The sequence below is a fragment of the Legionella sp. PATHC039 genome (assembly GCF_026191275.1).
Lineage (GTDB): Bacteria > Pseudomonadota > Gammaproteobacteria > Legionellales > Legionellaceae > Legionella > Legionella pneumophila.
On sequence record NZ_JAPHOP010000001.1, the window covers coordinates 1073994 to 1091218 of the forward strand.

The following is a 17225-nucleotide window of genomic DNA, read 5'->3' on the forward strand; positions in this document are numbered from 1 at the left end:
ATTATAAAGGTTTGTTTTTTATGAAGATTAGAATATTAGTTTTAATACTATGTGCCTTAACTCAAGGATGCACATATGTGGATGATTATATGCTCGGTAAGGATAATACACCCCAACCCAAAGAGCTAAAAGAAATTCAGCCCAAAGTTAAAATGGCACAAAGCTGGACAACTCCAGTTGGAAAGGCTCATAAAACAAATGAGTATTTAAATATCAAACCAGCTATTCGTGGCGATATAATTTATACTGCAGATGCAAGTGGATTGGTTCAGGCAGTTAACAGGAGAGATGGTCAGATAAAGTGGTTTACCGCATTAAAAAATAATATAGTTAGTGGACCAACTGTAGCTGCTGGTTATGTTGCTTTAGGAACTAATGCCTCAACATTGGTACTACTTAATCAATCGGACGGAAAAGTGATATGGCAGAATAAAGTATCTGCTGAAGTATTAGCCCCTCCTGCTATCTCACATCAGAAGGTCATTGCAAAAACCATTGATGGTAAAGTGTATGCGATTGATGCGGTAAACGGCAAGCAACTGTGGGTTGCAGATCATGGCGCACCCAGCCTGGTGTTAAAAGCCAGTTCGTCTCCTATCATTGTCGACGATCTGGTTCTTGTCGGATTTTCCGATGGCAAATTAGATGCTTTGGAATTACAGACCGGACGATTGATCTGGCAAAGAAGCATTGCTTATGGAACAGGAGCTAGTGATGTCGAACGTTTAGTTGATATTGATTCTGACCCTATAATAAGCAATAACGTCGCCTATTTGGCAACTTATCAGGGATATGTTGGAGCACTATCACTGTCTAATGGCCAATTCATATGGAGAAAGCCAGCATCTGTTTATAAAAATATGCTTTTAAGTCATAATAATCTGTATTTTACGGACAGCAATGATGTCTTGTGGTCTTTGAATAGTAGCACAGGACAGGTCAACTGGAAGCAAACCTCCCTAAAGGCAAGAGGGCTTACTGCACCTGCATTAGTTGGAGGAAATTTAGCTGTTGGTGATAAAACAGGATATTTACATATCCTATCAACTCAAACAGGTGAGTTACTTGGACGTTCTCAGCTTTCTGGTGGAGTAACAGTATCACCGAGTGTTTCTGGTAAAAATATGTACGTATTAACCAATAATGGAATGCTCAATCAACTTTCAGTGAGCTAATAAAATGATCCCTGTCATCGCTTTAGTTGGACGTCCCAATGTTGGAAAGTCTACTTTGTTTAATAGAATTACTAAAACGCAGGATGCTCTTGTCGCAGATTTTCCTGGCTTGACAAGGGATAGACAATATGGACACGCTCAACATGAAAACAAGTCCTTTATTATTGTTGATACTGGAGGCATAGGGGTCGATGACATTGAAGTAGATACTTTGATGTCAAGACAGTCTCAAGTTGCTTTAAACGAAGCAAATGTGATTCTTTTCCTGGTCGATGGCCGTTCAGGACTAACAGGTATTGATCAGCAAATTGCACAAGCATTAAGAAAACTTAATAAAAGAGTACATCTTGTTGTCAATAAAATAGATGGAATGAATGAAGATATTGCTTGTGCCGATTTTCAATCATTAGGCATTACTGATATCCATGCTATATCTGCATCTCATGGTGGAGGCATCAGTTCACTACTCGAAGAAATTCTCAAGCCATTTATAACAGAAACGCATGAAGCAACTGATGATAAATCGATCAAAATTGCTTTTGCGGGGCGCCCTAATGTTGGAAAATCAACTTTGATAAACAGGATATTAGGGGAAGAAAGAGTAGTTGTTTATGATATGCCCGGAACAACTCGAGATAGTATTTCAATACCCTTCACAAGAGAAGATAAGCAATATGTGCTTATTGATACTGCTGGTGTACGGCGTAAGTCTAGAATTGATGAAAAAATAGAAAAGTTTTCTGTCATCAAAACTCTGCAAGCTATAAAAGAAGCTCATGTCTGTTTGTTACTTCTTGATGCAAATGAAGGCATTACCGATCAAGATATGAATTTGCTCGGTTTTATTATTGAATCTGGTAAAGCACTAGTTATTGCTGTGAATAAATGGGACGGCCTGGAAGAAGATCATAAAGAAAAAATAAAGTCAGAACTGTCAAGAAGGTTGCATTTTGCAAATTTTGCAAAAATCAGATTTATTTCAGCATTGCATGGGAGCGGGGTAGGTGGATTATTTAAAGATATTAATGAAGCCTATCATTCCGCAATACAATCTTTTTCTACTCCAAAACTAACCAGATTATTACAAGATATCAGTGCAAAGCATACACCACCATGCATCAATGGCCGACGAATAAAATTACGCTATGCTCACCTTGGCGGGCACAATCCTCCAGTCATTGTTATTCATGGAAATCAACTCGATGCCTTGCCAGAAAGTTATAAACGCTATTTAAACAATGAGTTTATTAAGCATTTAGGATTAGTAGGTACTCCTTTAAAAATCGAGTTTAAAGGAGGTCAAAATCCATTTGCCAATAAAAAAAATAAATTATCACAAAGGCAAGTGAACAAGAAGAAACGATTAATGCGATGGGCAAAAAGCAAGAAATAGCACTCCGGTTCACCTCAGCCAGGTTTAAATTGTTCTAATGAAAAAAAGGTATCAATTGGGTAATAGTCTCTTCTTATTAATCTGCTTTGAGTGTTAATACATCACAAACCGAATGATTTACTACAGCATGCGCTGTACTTCCTAGAATAGACGGTAATCCTGTAGCAGAGTGTGAGCCTATTATGATTAATTGGCAATTCAGATCTCTTGCTTTGTTTAATATATGTTCTTTTACAGACCCGATTTCTACAAATTGTTGTTCCTGAGGTATTTGTAAACTTTCTCCAATTAATGATAATACAGTTTGGGCATCCTCTTTTGAGGGGTTAGCTAGCTCCGTAAAACCCAATCCTTGAGCTATTAATATACTTGTTGGCAACTCAATCACATGTAATAGATATAATTTTGCATTAAACTGTTTAGCAATATTAGCTGCCTTTTCTGTAAGGTGACTATGCTCATTTAACAAATCTGTGGCAAATAAAATATTTGTATACATGTTAACCTCATTTTAAATAGAATCATTAAGTTATAGTGTAGTAGATTATGATATCTATGTGTAATTTGGTATTTTTAAATTAGAGTTTAATTCTCTTAGAGGAACAAGAACAAAATCTCGTAAATGGAAACAAGGATGTGGAACGATTAAGTCTTTTGTGCGAATTAATCTATAACCATATAAAATGATATCAATATCTAATGTTCTTGGCCCCCAAAATTTTCTCCTGACTCGCTTGTGCCTGTTTTCTATTTTCTGGCACCACTTAAGGAGCTTATGGGGTAACAGAGTAGTTCGTATCTCTATAACAACATTACAAAATTCCTGCTGATTTTCAAAGCCCCAGGCCTTATTCCAATATAAGCGGGACACCTTGATAAGGCATGTTGATGGAATCTGTTTGATTTCTTTAATGGCTTGTCTTATTTGACGCTCAGGATTTTTTTGGTTCGATCCCAAGCTCAGATAGCAAACATTCATTTTGCTATTTTCCGTTTACGACGTTTTTTAGGCCGCCCCGGTGTTGTTGCAGCCAATTGGGTTACCATGTTATTTTTTTCAACATCATCGACTTCTTGAAACGTGGCCCACCACTGCGCCAGCTCCATTGACTCATCACCAGATAATGCCCTAAGAGCCATAAAATCATACGCCGCTCTGAATCGAGGATGAAGAAGTAAATTAAATGCTCTGCCACCAAATCTTTTGTCGAAGCGATATTGCAAAAGCCAAATTTCCCTTATGACCTGGCTATACCTTTTAGGTATCGAAATAATTGCATTCTGTTCACTAAGCACTATAGACATGGCTTTTTCAATCGAGGGTAAAGGCGGAAGCCCAGATTCTTGCAGTTTTCTGGAACACTCTATCATTGGAAACCATAACAAAACAGCAATAAGAAATGCCGGAGTAACAGGCTTTCCATCACGTATTCTTGTATCAGTATTTTCAAGTGCTATGCCCAAAAGCGGATTAACCAGGTAATGACTATCAAATAGAGCAGCTGTTTGAGGAAATAGATAATTAAATAAACCATACTCGACCAATAATTTTTGAACCGATTCGGCTTCTCCGCATTGATAAAGTTTCGTTATTTCATCAAATAGTCGCGAACTGGAAACATGGGTTATAAGATGGCTTATTTTGGGGAAGGGAGCTTTGGTTTCCGGAGATAAATTAAATTGCAGCTTGGCACTAAACCTGACAGCACGTAACATACGGACAGGATCCTCTTGATAACGCGTAACGGGATCGCCAATTATTCGAATTAACTTTTGCTTAACGTCTTCTACACCACCAGTAAAATCAATGATTGAAGAATCAGAAATATTATAATAAAGAGAGTTTATTGTGAAATCACGTCTCCATGCGTCTTCGTCCAGAGAGCCATAAACATTATCTCTTACAAGCATGCCGCGTTCATTAAATTGGTGGCTTGCATCGCTTGAATTATGGCCACGAAAAGTTGCTACCTCAATAATTTCACGATGAAATAAAATATGCACCAGTTTAAATCGACGACCAATGATACGAGCATTTTTGAAAAGATTTTTTACCTCATTGGGAGTAGCATTTGTCGCGATATCAAAATCTTTAGGCGCTTTATGGAGCAGTAAATCTCTGACACTGCCTCCCACGATATAGGCCTGAAAACCATGGCTGATTAAACGGTTAAGAACTTTAAGCGCATTATTACTTATATCTGCTTTCGATATGTTATGTTTATTTCTCGGGATGATATAAGCCAAGTCAATTGCATGTCCATGCGACCTGTTTCTTCGTAACAGTTTTTTAATAAACTTGATGATTGTTGTTTCTCTCTTAATTGATTAAACAGTAATTCAGTAGTGTTTTCAATTATCCTGCAAGTTTAAGATTTACTTTACAGAAATATTCAATTCTATAAAACTTAACACGTAAACTTTTCAGATGACTATTTAATCTAAATTGTTAACACCAAGCAATTATAACGAAGCAAATGATCAAAGTGAATCATTTACCTTTACAAATATTTTAGAGAAAATAATATATCTTGCATTTTATTAGGATAATAAATGGATTTTATTGATATAGGCCTTAGTTTAACTGCTTTGATTATTCTTGAAGTTGTTCTAGGAATAGATAATCTGGTTATTCTATCGATTCTTACAGAAAAATTACCACGTGAAAAAAGAAAAAAGGCGAGAAGATGGGGCTTAACATTTGCCTGGATGACACGACTTCTTTTACTAGGCTCAGCAGTTTTTTTAGTTAAGTTAGTAAAACCAATTCTGACAATAGGCAGTCTGGTATTTTCTGCTCGTGATCTGTTCCTCATATTAGGAGGTGCTTTTTTAATCTGGAAGTCAACTGATGAAATTCATCAGGACGTTATGAATGAACCATTAATGGAACCTGTTTCAAAAAATGTTTCTTCATCTGCTACTTTCAGGGGAGTTGTTATTCAAATCGCATTGCTTGATATTATATTTTCACTAGATAGCGTTCTCACAGCCGTAGGGTTAACATCTCATTTTATGGTCATGGCAGTGGCAATTACCATCGCAATTATCATTATGATTTGGGCGAGTGAGCCTGTAAGTAAATTTATTAGCGAACATCCTACCATTAAAATGCTGGCGCTTAGTTATTTGATTTTAATAGGAACTGTTTTGGTAGCTGATGGTTTTGAATTCCATGTGCCCAGGGGATACTTGTATTTTGCTATGGGTTTTTCATTAGCAGTTGAATCACTCAACTTGATTAAAAATGAACGTGTAAAGCGTAAAAAATTAAAAAGAGAGTAAGTATGTTATTTGTTAAAGCTTTTCATATTATCGCCTTGGTAGCCTGGTTCGCGGGGTTGTTTTATTTACCACGGCTCTACGTATACCACTCTGAATCACTAGATAAAATTAGCGTTGATCGGTTTAAAATAATGGAAAGAAGATTATATTACGGAATTACATGGCCTGCAGCTCTTGCAACCACATTTCTTGGGTTGTGGCTATTCACTTACAATTTATCTTATTATCTTAAAGCAGGGTGGATGCACATGAAGCTTGCATTGGTTTTGCTCTTATGGGTATATCATTTAACTTGCGGCCACTTCCTTAGAACATTCGCCCTTGGAAAGAATACAAGAAGCTCTCGTTTTTATCGATTTTTTAATGAAATGCCTACTTTGCTGCTGGTAGGCATTGTTTTGTTGGTGGTTGTAAAACCATTTTAATCCATTTCAACCATTTCGAAATCTTCTTTTCCAGCACCACAATCAGGACAAAACCAGTTTTCAGGAACATCTTCCCATCGAGTGCCTGGCTCAATACCATCTTCTGGCCAACCTTCAGCCTCATCATAAATAAAACCACAAATAACACAAATGTATCTTTTGTACTCTTGCATAGTCTAAACTCAATAAAAAAGTGCTAATTTATCTACTGTTGATGATTATGTAAAGTTAAACCTTATTTAATATCACTATAAATTTTAAATTAAACCTTATAATGAACATTATAACTTCATCGACAATTGACATGGGTTTGCTAAAGTCAACCCCAAAAACCAGTCAATGTGGTTATCTTTTAAAGACAGACGCTGCCACTTTTTTTTGCAATATTCATGAAATGATTGTAATATTTTCTTGCCTCAGGGTTATCAGTCTAATTTGATTAGATAGTTTTTAATAAAATCATTATTTCGTCAATCAGAAAGAGTACCATCTGAAACATCTTGAATATTAAAAATAATAACTGATATTTGTTTAAAGTTTATCATTTTTGGGATTTTCTATGAGCCGTTCTTCAGATTTATTTCATAAAGCACAAACAATCATTCCCGGAGGTGTTAACTCACCGGTTCGAGCTTTCAAAGGTGTTGGAGGTGAACCTGTTTTTTTCAAATCTGGCAAAGGTGCCTACCTGACGGATGTAGATGATAAACAATATATTGATTATGTTGGATCATGGGGACCACTTATCATCGGACACTGCCATCCCAAGGTGATAGAAGCTGTGGATAATGTATTACACAGTGGTATGAGTTTTGGTGCTCCAACAGAACTGGAAATACAATTAGCTGAAAAAATTGCTTCCCTAATGCCATCAATAGAAAAAATTCGCATGGTGAACTCAGGAACTGAAGCAACTATGACTGCAATTCGGCTGGCGCGCGGATTCACCAATAAAAATAAATTTATTAAATTTAACGGCTGTTATCATGGGCATAGCGATAGCCTATTGGTTAAAGCGGGATCTGGTTTGCTTACTCTCGGAATTCCTTCAACTCCAGGCATTCCACAAAGCATTACCGAACATACTTTAACGGCTGATTTTAATAACCTGGAACAAGTTGCTCAACTCTTTGAAAAATATCCAAACGACATCGCTACTGTAATTTTGGAACCTGTTCCTGGCAATATGGGATTTATCCTACCTAAGATAGAGTTTTTAAAAGGATTACGTGAGCTTTGCGATCAATATAATGCTTTGTTAATTTTTGATGAAGTAATGACTGGATTTAGAGTTGGTTTACATGGTGCACAGGGCTTGTTTGGGATTAAACCTGATATCACAACACTTGGAAAAATCATAGGTGGTGGTATGCCTGTAGGTGCTTTAGGTGGTAAACGTGAAATTATGTCCTTTCTGGCGCCTGAAGGCCCTGTATATCAAGCTGGTACTCTTTCAGGAAATCCATTGGCAATGGCCGCAGGTTTGACTACTTTAAAAGAGATTGAAAAAATTAATTTCTTTGAAGATTTAAGCAATACGACTAATAAGTTAACTGAAGCATTAGCTGATGCGGCAGAAAACGCAAACATTCCATTTTTTACTGCATCATTAGGCGGAATGTTCGGGTTTTGTTTTACAGATAAGAATAGTGTTGAAAATTATTTGGATGTTGCTTCCTCGAATGAAGTTTTATTTAAGAAATTTTTTCATGCTATGCTTGCTAAAGGAGTATATTTTGCGCCATCTATGTATGAAGCTGGATTTTTATCCAGTATGCATGGTGATTTGGAAATACAAAAAACATATGATGCTGCTGAATTGGTACTGAATCAATTAAAATCTGCCTGATAGCAGAATTGTACCTTATTACCTTAAGTTACTTAAATACAATCTTTAAGCAATTAAGTTCAGTAAAGCGTCTAAATGTGATTGCAGAACAGATTTTTAAACTGGTTAACTGCAATTTTAAATAATTAATAAAACACTAGACAGCTGTTTTTCCCTATGTCATATTCCATTCTCTAGATCGCAAGTATGGAATCTTGGTGAAAAACCAGATTTGCGCAGAATAAGTAAAAAGTTTCTAATTGGACCTAATCACACCACTGCAGTTTGATTATTAAAATATATTTAATTCATTTTAGATACTTTTTCACTTGCTGACGAAAGGTGGTTTTTCTCTGATTTGTCCACAAGGGTTAGTGTTAATATTCAAGAAGAGCTCAACTAGCAAGGGAAAGCATATAATGTTGATTTTGAGTAAAAGAAGAGGACTATGGAGTTCCATGCCCCAAGGTACATTTGCATTATTTTTTATACAAGTGGTTTCTACTTTAAGCTTTAGTGTTCTTTATTCAACTCTTGTATTGTACATGAAAGGTAAACTTGGTTTACCCATAGCCACAGCAAACAGCATCATGGGGGTATTTATAGCCTACAATTTTGCGCTGCATCTGTTAGGTGGTTTTTGGGGTGGCAGACTGCTATCTAATCGCTCCTTATTTTGTGTTGGAATGATCGCGCAAATTGTAGGATGTGTTTTGCTCTCTATAGGAAACACAACTTTTCTATATTATGGCTTGGCTGCATTCTTAACAGGTTCAGGGTTAAATGTAACATGTGTAAATTGTATGCTGACTCAGCAATTTGCACCTGAAGACTCTCGAAGAGAAACCGCATTTCTCTGGAATTATGCGGGAATGAATATTGGCTTTTTTATTGGATTTAGCCTCAGTGGGGCGTTCCAGATTTCTCAAAACTATCAAAGGCTTTTTCTTTTAAGCAGTTTAGGTAATCTTGTTGCTTTGCTTATATGCCTTTATTTCTGGCAACAATTACATGATAAAAACACTACTTACTCAAGAAAGGACAAGGCTGCACAAAGAAAAGCAACGGCATTGGGGATTGGACTAATTTTTGTACTTCCATTTATTTTAAGACAATTATTGCAGTATGCTGATTGGGCCAATAAATTGGTTATTGTTACTGGAATTATTATGCTCATATTAATCTTGATATTAGCCCAACAACAATCTACAAAAGAAGCAAGAGACAAGATTTATGGATTTGCAGTATTAATGCTGGTTGGTACTGTATTTTGGATGTTATATCAAATTGGCCCAATGGGGTTAACCGTATTCATTGACCATAATGTGCAACGACAATATGGTAATTGGATTATTCCGCCACAGTGGTTTCAAAATATTAATACTGTAGTCATAGTATTCGGAGGGCCACTATTGGGTTTCATCTTAAATAGAATGCGTCAAAATGGATCTCAGATAAATATTCCTACTCAATTTGCTTTCGCATTATTTTTTATAGGGGTTGCTTTTGCTATCTTACCAATAGGTATCAATTACGCTAATCAGCATGGTATGGTTAATCCGGGTTGGGTAGTAATAAGCTTTATATTACAAAGTATTGGCGAACTTCTAATATCTCCAATTGGCTATGCGATGATAGGAGCGTTGGCCCCAACCTCACTCCAGGGGGTCATGATGGGAATGTGGATGCTGAATACTGGAGTTGGTGCCACTCTATCCAGTTATAGCTCAAACTTAATGATTATTGGTCAAGAAAGTACTTCTCCTTTATTCACCAATGAGGGTTACAGTCATGTCTTTTTGATGCTTGGTTTGTTTGCAATAGGATCATCCGTTATCCTTTTCATTTTAGTGCCTAAACTAAGAAAGCTGATCAAAGAAAAAAACTTGAATGGCTTTAAACAGTCTGGCTTAGAGGTAACTGAAAGAGTAGCTTTATGTGAGTAGTCCCTTTGTCCCAATTATAACGGCAGATATTGATTGGCGTGATGATCTGCCGTATTCCTTACAATTTGATGATATTTACTATTCTGCTGAAGGTGGAATTAATCAAAGTCTTTATGTTTTTGTCGAAGGTAATAATTTGATTAATCGTTGGCAACAATTACCAACCAATGAATCAAACGTATTTACAATCGCTGAAACTGGTTTCGGTACAGGTATGAATTTCTTATTAACCTGGAAACTATGGGAAAAATTTGCACCTCAAAATGCCCGCTTACATTATATTTCCTGTGATAAACATCCATTAAAAAAAAATGACCTAATCAAATGCTTACAAAAGTGGCCAGAACTGAGTGTGCAGACTGAAAAATTAATAGAACACTATCCTGTTTTGACACCTGGTTATCATCATTTAGCATTTAATAACAATCAGATTACTTTAACATTAATGCTAGGAGACGTGCTGGAGTGCTATGAGCAATTATTATTCTGTGGGGACATTAAACTTGAACATCAATTGAGAGAATCCTATGTTAATGCTTGGTACCTGGATGGATTTTCACCATCAAAAAACCAATCCATGTGGTCTGACAATCTGTTCACTGTCATTGCCATGCTATCTAAAGAAAGCACCACAGTAGCTACCTATTCCGCTTCCAGTATCGTCAAAACTGCTTTAACCAATGCAGGATTTGTTATTGAAAAAAGAAAGGGATTTGGACCCAAACGGCACATGATATGTGCCCATTATGAAAAAGCTTATTCAAGTTCAAAAAAAAATCGCCATACCCCGTGGCACATAAACTATCCTGTGACAAAGGACGAAAGAACAGCGCTCATTATTGGAGGAGGACTTTCAGGTTGTTTTATTGCAAATAGCCTCGCTAAGCGTGGATGGGAAGTGACCATATTAGAAGAAAAAGAGAACGTGGGATGTGGTGGATCAGCAAATCAACAGGCTGTATTGTTCCCTAAGTTATCCACTTATAAATCACCATTTACTCAATTTATGCTTTACTCGTTTCTTTATGCTAATGACGTTTACAAGGAACTTTTGAAACATTATGACCTTGGTGAATTAAAAGGCACTTTGTTGTTAGCGCATAACGAGAAGGAAAAAGCAAACCAGCAAAGTCTTATTCATTGGCTAGAATTATACCCTGAATTAGGGCAATTAGTGGATGAAAAGCAATCTTCTGAATTATCAGGAATATCCTTGCCATGTGGTGGTTTATTTATTCCATCTTCCGGCTGGATTAATTCCCCTGAACTATGCGACATTCTAATTGATAATAAAAGAATTTCTCTAATCACTGGCAATAGAGTTCAATCTATTAACTATAATCAAAAAAACTGGGTAGTTAATGACATCGAAGCCTCGGTACTAATTTTGGCAAATGGACAGCAAGTAAATTATTTTCCCGAAACCAATCATTTGCCTGTAAAAGCCATTAGAGGACAAATGACTACGATTCAATCAACACAAGAAAGTACCAAATTGAAGATTCCTTTATGTGCCGAAGGGCATGTTTTACCAGCTTTAAACAATAGTCATAGAGTGGGAGCAAGTTATGATATTGGCACATCTGAACCTGAACTTAATGCTCTGGATGATCAATTAAACCTTGACCGATTAAAACGTATAGCACCTGATATAATATGGTCCCAAAACGTGTTAGACCATTGGGCTGGTATACGAGCTGCATCACCAGATTACTTGCCTATAGTGGGACCTCTCCCCAATGCGCTTGAATTTAAAGAAATTTATTCAGAATTAAAATCTAACTCCAAACGATGGATAGCTGAAGCAGCTCCTTGTTATCCAAATCTATATGTGTGTGCGGCTTTTGGGTCAAGAGGATTAACAACAATACCTCTCGCAACTGAATGGTTAGCTGGTTTAATTAATAAGGAAATTTCAATACTGCCCAGAAAACTGATACAAGCTATATCGCCCGCACGATTCTTAAGAAAAAAAATTATACAGGGACCATAAGAGATATATTGAAGATATATTGATAATTCGACTTAACTTCATCTTTCTTTATCAGTTATAATTTTAATTTTTATGTGAGCTGATTGTGCAGAATATTGAGTTTTATCAAATAGATGCTTTTACGGACAAAGTCTTCCATGGTAATCCGGCTGCGGTTTGCATTCTCGATGATTGGTTAAATGATGAGCTATTAAAAGCCATTGCTGCGCAAAATAATTTGGCAGAAACCGCTTTTATTATAAAAGATGATCAAGATTTTCATATTCGTTGGTTTACTCCTAATGGGGAAATTAATTTATCAGGACATGCAACTTTGGCCGCAGGGTTTGCTTTACTTGAGTCAAATAAAGGACCTAGCGATTCTATTATTTTTCACCACTCCAGTGGACAGATTTTGGTAGAAAAGAGAAAGGAAAAATTTGTTCTGAATTTTCCAAGAATAGGTTATAAGAAAACTCCTTCACCAGACCCAATTGTATCACTATTGGATCAACCAGCTATAGAAGTATTTGAAACAGACCTTGATTATCTGGTTTTACTTGAACATGAGTCGCAGATTCGAAATTTGCAAATTGATTTGTTTGCTTTAGCAAAACTCCCCAAAAGAGGAATCATTGTGACCTCAACAACAACAGAAGCCGATTTCTATTCCCGATGTTTTTATCCAAAACACAGCATTGCAGAAGATCCTGTTACCGGCTCAGCACATTGCATATTAGCTCCTTTTTGGGCAGAAAAACTCAATAAAAACAGCCTATATGCTATCCAGGGATTACACAGAAAGGGGGAGTTATATTGTGAGCTCCAGAGGAGTAGGGTATTGATTTCCGGCCATTGTCGATGGTATCTACGCGGGCATTTAGTAATTTAATAAAATCGATTGAGATGCATTCATCATTGAAGCATAATATAAAACCCATTTAGGAACCAATGGAGCATGATAACAATATCTATTCCAAAAGGAATTCTCTCCAATAGAATAAGGTAAAATAGTCAACCGCTTCAAAGTTCAGTAATAATAAAAACATACGCAGCAATTTTGACTGCACTAGAAATAAAAACTAGACCAACTGATGGAGGAAGAAAATGAGTAGCAAAAGTGGAGGTTTAGCCGGTGTAGTTGCTGGTCAATCAGCAATTGCCACAGTTGGACTGGCAGGCAAAGGATTAAATTACAGAGGCTATTCAATAAATGATCTGGCTGAATATGCAAGTTTTGAGGAAGTTGCTTATCTGCTTCATTATGGTGAACTTCCTACCCAAAAAGAACTTGATTTATATACAAAAAAGCTGGTTAACCTAAGACATATACCTGATGTGCTTAAAACGGTTTTGAAACTTATACCTAAAAATACTCATCCAATGGATGTACTGCGAACAGCATGTTCTTTTTTGGGCACTATCGAACCCGAAGAGAATTTTAAGCAACAATATGAAATAGCTGATCGTTTGCTAGCTATTTTCCCAGGAATAATGTGTTATTGGTATACATATCATTTCAAAAATAAAGAAATCTCTGGCTTAAGTCAAGAAGACACAACAGGAGGACACTTTCTGGCGTTATTACACGGACGCAAGCCCAGCAAAATAGAAGCCGATATGATGAATGTCTCATTGATATTGTACGCTGAACACGAATTTAATGCTTCTACATTTGCTGCAAGAGTTACAGCAGCAACACTGGCAGATTTTTACTCTGCGATCACAAGTGCTATAGGAACATTGCGTGGTCCTTTGCATGGTGGCGCTAATGAAGCAGCTATGGAGTTAATTGAGCGCTTTAAAACCCCTGATGAAGCAGCGATAGGCATAAAGCAAATGCTTGCCAGCAAAGAACTGATCATGGGATTTGGACATCGAGTTTATACAACTTGTGATCCACGCTCAGATATTATTAAGAAATGGTCATTTAGATTAGGTGAAGAAAAAGGCAACCTACTTTTATACTATATTTCAGAACGTATTGAAGAAATCATGTGGCAAGAGAAAAAACTATTTCCCAACCTGGATTTTTATAGTGCATCCGCTTATCATTACTGCGATATACCAACTCATTTGTTTACCCCAATTTTTGTGATGTCGCGCATCACAGGATGGTCTGCGCACGTATTTGAGCAAAGAGCAAATAATAAACTAATAAGACCTACTTCCGAATATATAGGCCCAGATTCCAGGCCATTTCCTGCTATTGAAACACGAGGTTAATATGCACAATTATGTAGAGGATAATGTTAAGCCAGACTATGATAAGGTTATAACAGATATAGCTGATTTTGTATTAAATAAAGAAATTGATAGTGTGCAAGCCTATGAGACTGCACGATTATGCTTAATGGATACACTCGGTTGTGGCATATTGGCCCTTAACTTTCAGGAATGTACTAAATTAATGGGACCTATAGTACCGGGAGCAACTCTTCCTGGAGGCGCGAGAGTACCAGGTACTAATTATGAACTGGATCCGGTTCAAGCTGCCTTTAACATCGGTACGATGATACGCTGGCTAGACTTTAATGATACTTGGCTCGCTGCAGAATGGGGGCACCCCTCCGATAATTTGGGTGCTATTTTGGCTGTTGCCGATTATTTGTGTCGGAAAAATTGTAATCATGGACGTCCTCCCATTTTGATGCATGATGTACTTACGGCAATGATTAAAGCACATGAAATTCAAGGTTGTTTGGCCCTGGAAAATAGCTTCAATCGCGTCGGCCTCGATCATGTCATATTAGTTAAAGTAGCAAGTGCCGCTGTTGCTGCTTACTTGTTTGGAGCAGATCGCGATATGGTGCTAAGAACTCTCTCGCAGGTTTTCGTGGATGGACAAAGCTTGAGAACATATAGACATGCTCCCAATGCAGGTTCAAGGAAATCATGGGCGGCAGGAGATGCTACCTCACGTGCGGTTCGTTTGGCTTTAATTGCCAAGGCAGGAGAAATGGGATATCCAAGCGCCTTGACCGCACAAACATGGGGATTTTATGACGTGCTATTTGGTAAAAAACAATTCAAGTTTCAACGCCCTTACGGCAGCTATGTGATGGAAAATGTGTTATTCAAGTTATCTTATCCTGCTGAATTTCATGCACAAACCGCTGTCGAATGTGCAGTAAAATTACATCCTATAGTAAAAAATAGGTTAGAGGACATTTCTAGAATTGAATTAATCACACATGAGTCAGCAATAAGAATAATAAGTAAGCAAGGTGCTTTATATAATCCTGCCGACAGAGATCACTGCTTGCAATATATGGTTGCAGTAGGACTTCTCTTTGGTGATTTAAAGGCAGAGCATTATGAAGACGACGTTGCCGCAGATCCCAGAATAGATACTTTACGAGCTAAAATGCATGTAACTGAAAATGAACAGTTTTCACGAGATTATCATGATCCGGAAAAACGCTCTATAGCTAACAGCATGCGAATCATCTTTAAAGATGGCTCAGAAAGTGAATTAATAACTATAGAATACCCTATTGGTCATAAACGGAGACGAGAAGAGGGAATTCCCGTTTTAATGTCTAAATTCAAGCGTAATTTGAGTACAAGATTCTCTACTGACATGGTTGAAAAGATTATTCATGCCATGAGCGACACCAACACGCTATCATCTATGAAAGTAAGTGATTTTATGACCATGTGGATGGTAAATTAAAAAGACTAACACCCACGCTCAATCTGTTATCTGTACTGATTTTAGTACAGACCAGGAGGGGGATAAGCTTATAGCAAAGCCAACCCTCCTTACTAAATCATAGCCTTCAAAAATAGGTTTTATATTTTCCTTTGTAAACCGGCAATAGCAAGAACCTTTGTCGATATTTCCTCTATGGAATATTTTGTTGAATTGATATAAGGAATATTTTCTCGTTGGTACATGGCTTCTACTTCTGTTACCTCTAATCTGCACTGCTCTGCGGAGGCATATTTGCTATTTGGTCTACGTTCAGAGCGAATTTGCTGCAAACGTTGTGCGTCAATTGTTAGTCCAAATAATTTTTGTTTATAAGGTCTTAATACCTCTGGTAAGCGAAAACCCACCAAATCTTCTTCTGTAAAAGGATAATTGGCAGCTAAAATGCCATATTGCAGTGCCATATATAAGCAACTGGGAGTTTTACCACAACGTGAAACTCCTATAAGAATAATATCTGCTTTATCGTAACCACGCGTTTTTATTCCATCGTCATGTGAAAGGGCAAAATCAATTGCTTCAATTCGATGGGAATAGGATTTGACATTCGCAACTCCATGAGTCCTGCCTACTGTATAAGATGATTTCTCTTCAAGCTCATTTTCCAATGGCCCAATAAAAATACTAAACAAATCAAAAACACAGGCATGCGCCTTTTTAATGGCTTGTCTAATTTCTGGATCAACTAAAGTCATGAATACTAAGGGCTTGGTTCCTTGCTCTGAAAAACATTGATTAATTCTTTGTACAACACTTTCTGCTCTGTGAGTTGAATCTATGTAGGGTATTGTAATTTTTTCAAATTGAATATTCTCAAATTGAGTAATCAGACTATTACCTAATGTCTCAGCCGTAATTCCTGTACCATCGGAAAGCATAAAAACATAACGTTTCATAAGTGGCCTTTTTAATTCATTGATTAATAAATAAATAATATTTAAATTATAAATGGAAATAGCAATTGTACTTATTAATAGCCATCTGCTATCTTAAAAATAATAATATTACAAATCCAATCATGGGAACACTATGCAGCATAATATATATGAGAATAGCAAACTACATATTCTAGGGATTATCTGCCTTGTAACTTCCTTGGGTCTATTCTTCTTTAGCGTTTATATTGTACCTTTCTTAATTTGGCAATTGGATTACGATATCCCCGATTTTATTAGTAACATGATAGCATACGGGGAAGATGAGTATTATTTCAGCCCTATTACTAGTAAAACACTAGTTTGGCTTATCTTTTTTACACCAAGTATAATTATGGGTTATCTTTCTTATTACATCTCTAACTATATTGATAAAAGTTATTTAGAACCCCAGGAAAAACCTTTAGAAAGTATGCAAGAAAAATCACCTTCTAAACCTACTGCTCGTGGGAGAGATTCGACGATATTGGGATTGAAAATCATTCTCTTAATGGTTTTAATTATTGCAATAATTTTTTTACTACAAATATTATTTGACCTAACAGCTTAGG

General features: G+C 36.7%; 16 protein-coding genes. 11 read left to right on the forward strand and 5 right to left on the reverse strand.

All coding sequences use genetic code 11. The annotated features are described in order from the left end of the window. Positions 1–20 precede the first annotated feature (20 nt). Together bamB and der are read left to right on the forward strand one after the other, a co-directional pair. On the forward strand, positions 21–1175 hold the full coding sequence (gene bamB, locus OQI99_RS04850) for an outer membrane protein assembly factor BamB (RefSeq protein ID WP_265731423.1): 1155 nt from the start codon (positions 21–23) through the stop codon (positions 1173–1175). Positions 1176–1179: 4 nt separating this feature from the next. Beyond that, positions 1180–2568 (forward strand): ribosome biogenesis GTPase Der, encoded by a 1389-nt coding sequence (gene der / locus OQI99_RS04855; RefSeq protein ID WP_061514438.1) that lies wholly within the window; start codon positions 1180–1182, stop codon positions 2566–2568. Positions 2569–2644: 76 nt separating this feature from the next. On the opposite strand, the gene OQI99_RS04860 is transcribed toward der, so the two are convergent. Genes OQI99_RS04860 through pcnB form a run of 3 tightly spaced genes read right to left on the reverse strand, consistent with a single transcriptional unit; the run spans position 2645 to position 4815 of the window. Beyond that, positions 2645–3067 (reverse strand): universal stress protein, encoded by a 423-nt coding sequence (locus OQI99_RS04860; protein WP_265731424.1) that lies wholly within the window; start codon positions 3065–3067, stop codon positions 2645–2647. Positions 3068–3121: 54 nt separating this feature from the next. Next, complete coding sequence (gene folK / locus OQI99_RS04865) at positions 3122–3547, reverse strand: 2-amino-4-hydroxy-6-hydroxymethyldihydropteridine diphosphokinase (RefSeq protein ID WP_027226532.1); 426 nt, start codon at positions 3545–3547, stop codon at positions 3122–3124. Continuing rightward, positions 3544–4815 carry a polynucleotide adenylyltransferase PcnB gene (pcnB, locus tag OQI99_RS04870; protein ID WP_265731425.1) on the reverse strand — a complete coding sequence of 424 codons (1272 nt, stop codon included), beginning with the start codon at positions 4813–4815 and terminating at the stop codon, positions 3544–3546. Before pcnB ends, folK begins: the two co-directional genes overlap by 4 nt. Positions 4816–5121: 306 nt before the next feature. Between pcnB and OQI99_RS04875 the strand changes: the two genes are divergently transcribed. Both OQI99_RS04875 and hemJ read left to right on the forward strand, forming a co-directional pair. After that, the gene (locus OQI99_RS04875) at positions 5122–5853 is read left to right on the forward strand and encodes a TerC family protein (RefSeq protein ID WP_011213818.1); all 732 of its coding nucleotides are present in this window, start codon (positions 5122–5124) and stop codon (positions 5851–5853) included. Positions 5854–5855: 2 nt separating this feature from the next. Beyond that, the gene (gene hemJ, locus OQI99_RS04880; protein WP_265731426.1) at positions 5856–6278 is read left to right on the forward strand and encodes a protoporphyrinogen oxidase HemJ; all 423 of its coding nucleotides are present in this window, start codon (positions 5856–5858) and stop codon (positions 6276–6278) included. Here hemJ and OQI99_RS04885 read toward each other — a convergent pair. Continuing rightward, on the reverse strand, positions 6275–6451 hold the full coding sequence (locus OQI99_RS04885) for a rubredoxin (RefSeq protein WP_010947264.1): 177 nt from the start codon (positions 6449–6451) through the stop codon (positions 6275–6277). The genes hemJ and OQI99_RS04885 overlap by 4 nt on opposite strands. A gap of 386 nt (positions 6452–6837) precedes the next feature. On the opposite strand from OQI99_RS04885, the gene hemL reads away from it, so the two are divergent. The 6 genes from hemL to OQI99_RS04915 all read left to right on the forward strand — a co-directional run bounded on the left by hemL (position 6838) and on the right by OQI99_RS04915 (position 15700). Next, on the forward strand, positions 6838–8127 hold the full coding sequence (gene hemL / locus OQI99_RS04890; RefSeq protein ID WP_265731427.1) for a glutamate-1-semialdehyde 2,1-aminomutase: 1290 nt from the start codon (positions 6838–6840) through the stop codon (positions 8125–8127). Positions 8128–8525: 398 nt separating this feature from the next. Continuing rightward, entirely contained in the window at positions 8526–10052 is a 1527-nt protein-coding gene (locus tag OQI99_RS04895; RefSeq protein WP_265731428.1) for a peptide MFS transporter, read from the forward strand. Then, the gene (mnmC, locus tag OQI99_RS04900; RefSeq protein ID WP_265731429.1) at positions 10045–12045 is read left to right on the forward strand and encodes a bifunctional tRNA (5-methylaminomethyl-2-thiouridine)(34)-methyltransferase MnmD/FAD-dependent 5-carboxymethylaminomethyl-2-thiouridine(34) oxidoreductase MnmC; all 2001 of its coding nucleotides are present in this window, start codon (positions 10045–10047) and stop codon (positions 12043–12045) included. The genes OQI99_RS04895 and mnmC overlap by 8 nt, the downstream gene beginning before the upstream one ends. A gap of 85 nt (positions 12046–12130) precedes the next feature. Next, complete coding sequence (locus OQI99_RS04905) at positions 12131–12916, forward strand: PhzF family phenazine biosynthesis protein (protein ID WP_265731430.1); 786 nt, start codon at positions 12131–12133, stop codon at positions 12914–12916. 215 nt (positions 12917–13131) lie between these two features. After that, positions 13132–14250 carry a 2-methylcitrate synthase gene (gene prpC / locus OQI99_RS04910; protein WP_265731431.1) on the forward strand — a complete coding sequence of 373 codons (1119 nt, stop codon included), beginning with the start codon at positions 13132–13134 and terminating at the stop codon, positions 14248–14250. Between the two features lies 1 nt (position 14251). Next, positions 14252–15700 carry a bifunctional 2-methylcitrate dehydratase/aconitate hydratase gene (locus tag OQI99_RS04915; RefSeq protein WP_265731432.1) on the forward strand — a complete coding sequence of 483 codons (1449 nt, stop codon included), beginning with the start codon at positions 14252–14254 and terminating at the stop codon, positions 15698–15700. 119 nt (positions 15701–15819) lie between these two features. On the opposite strand, the gene OQI99_RS04920 is transcribed toward OQI99_RS04915, so the two are convergent. Next, the gene (locus tag OQI99_RS04920) at positions 15820–16635 is read right to left on the reverse strand and encodes a pyruvate, water dikinase regulatory protein (protein WP_265731433.1); all 816 of its coding nucleotides are present in this window, start codon (positions 16633–16635) and stop codon (positions 15820–15822) included. Positions 16636–16768: 133 nt separating this feature from the next. On the opposite strand from OQI99_RS04920, the gene OQI99_RS04925 reads away from it, so the two are divergent. Beyond that, positions 16769–17224, forward strand: a complete 456-nt coding sequence (locus OQI99_RS04925; protein ID WP_061514102.1) for a hypothetical protein — start codon at positions 16769–16771, stop codon at positions 17222–17224. Position 17225 lies beyond the last annotated feature (1 nt).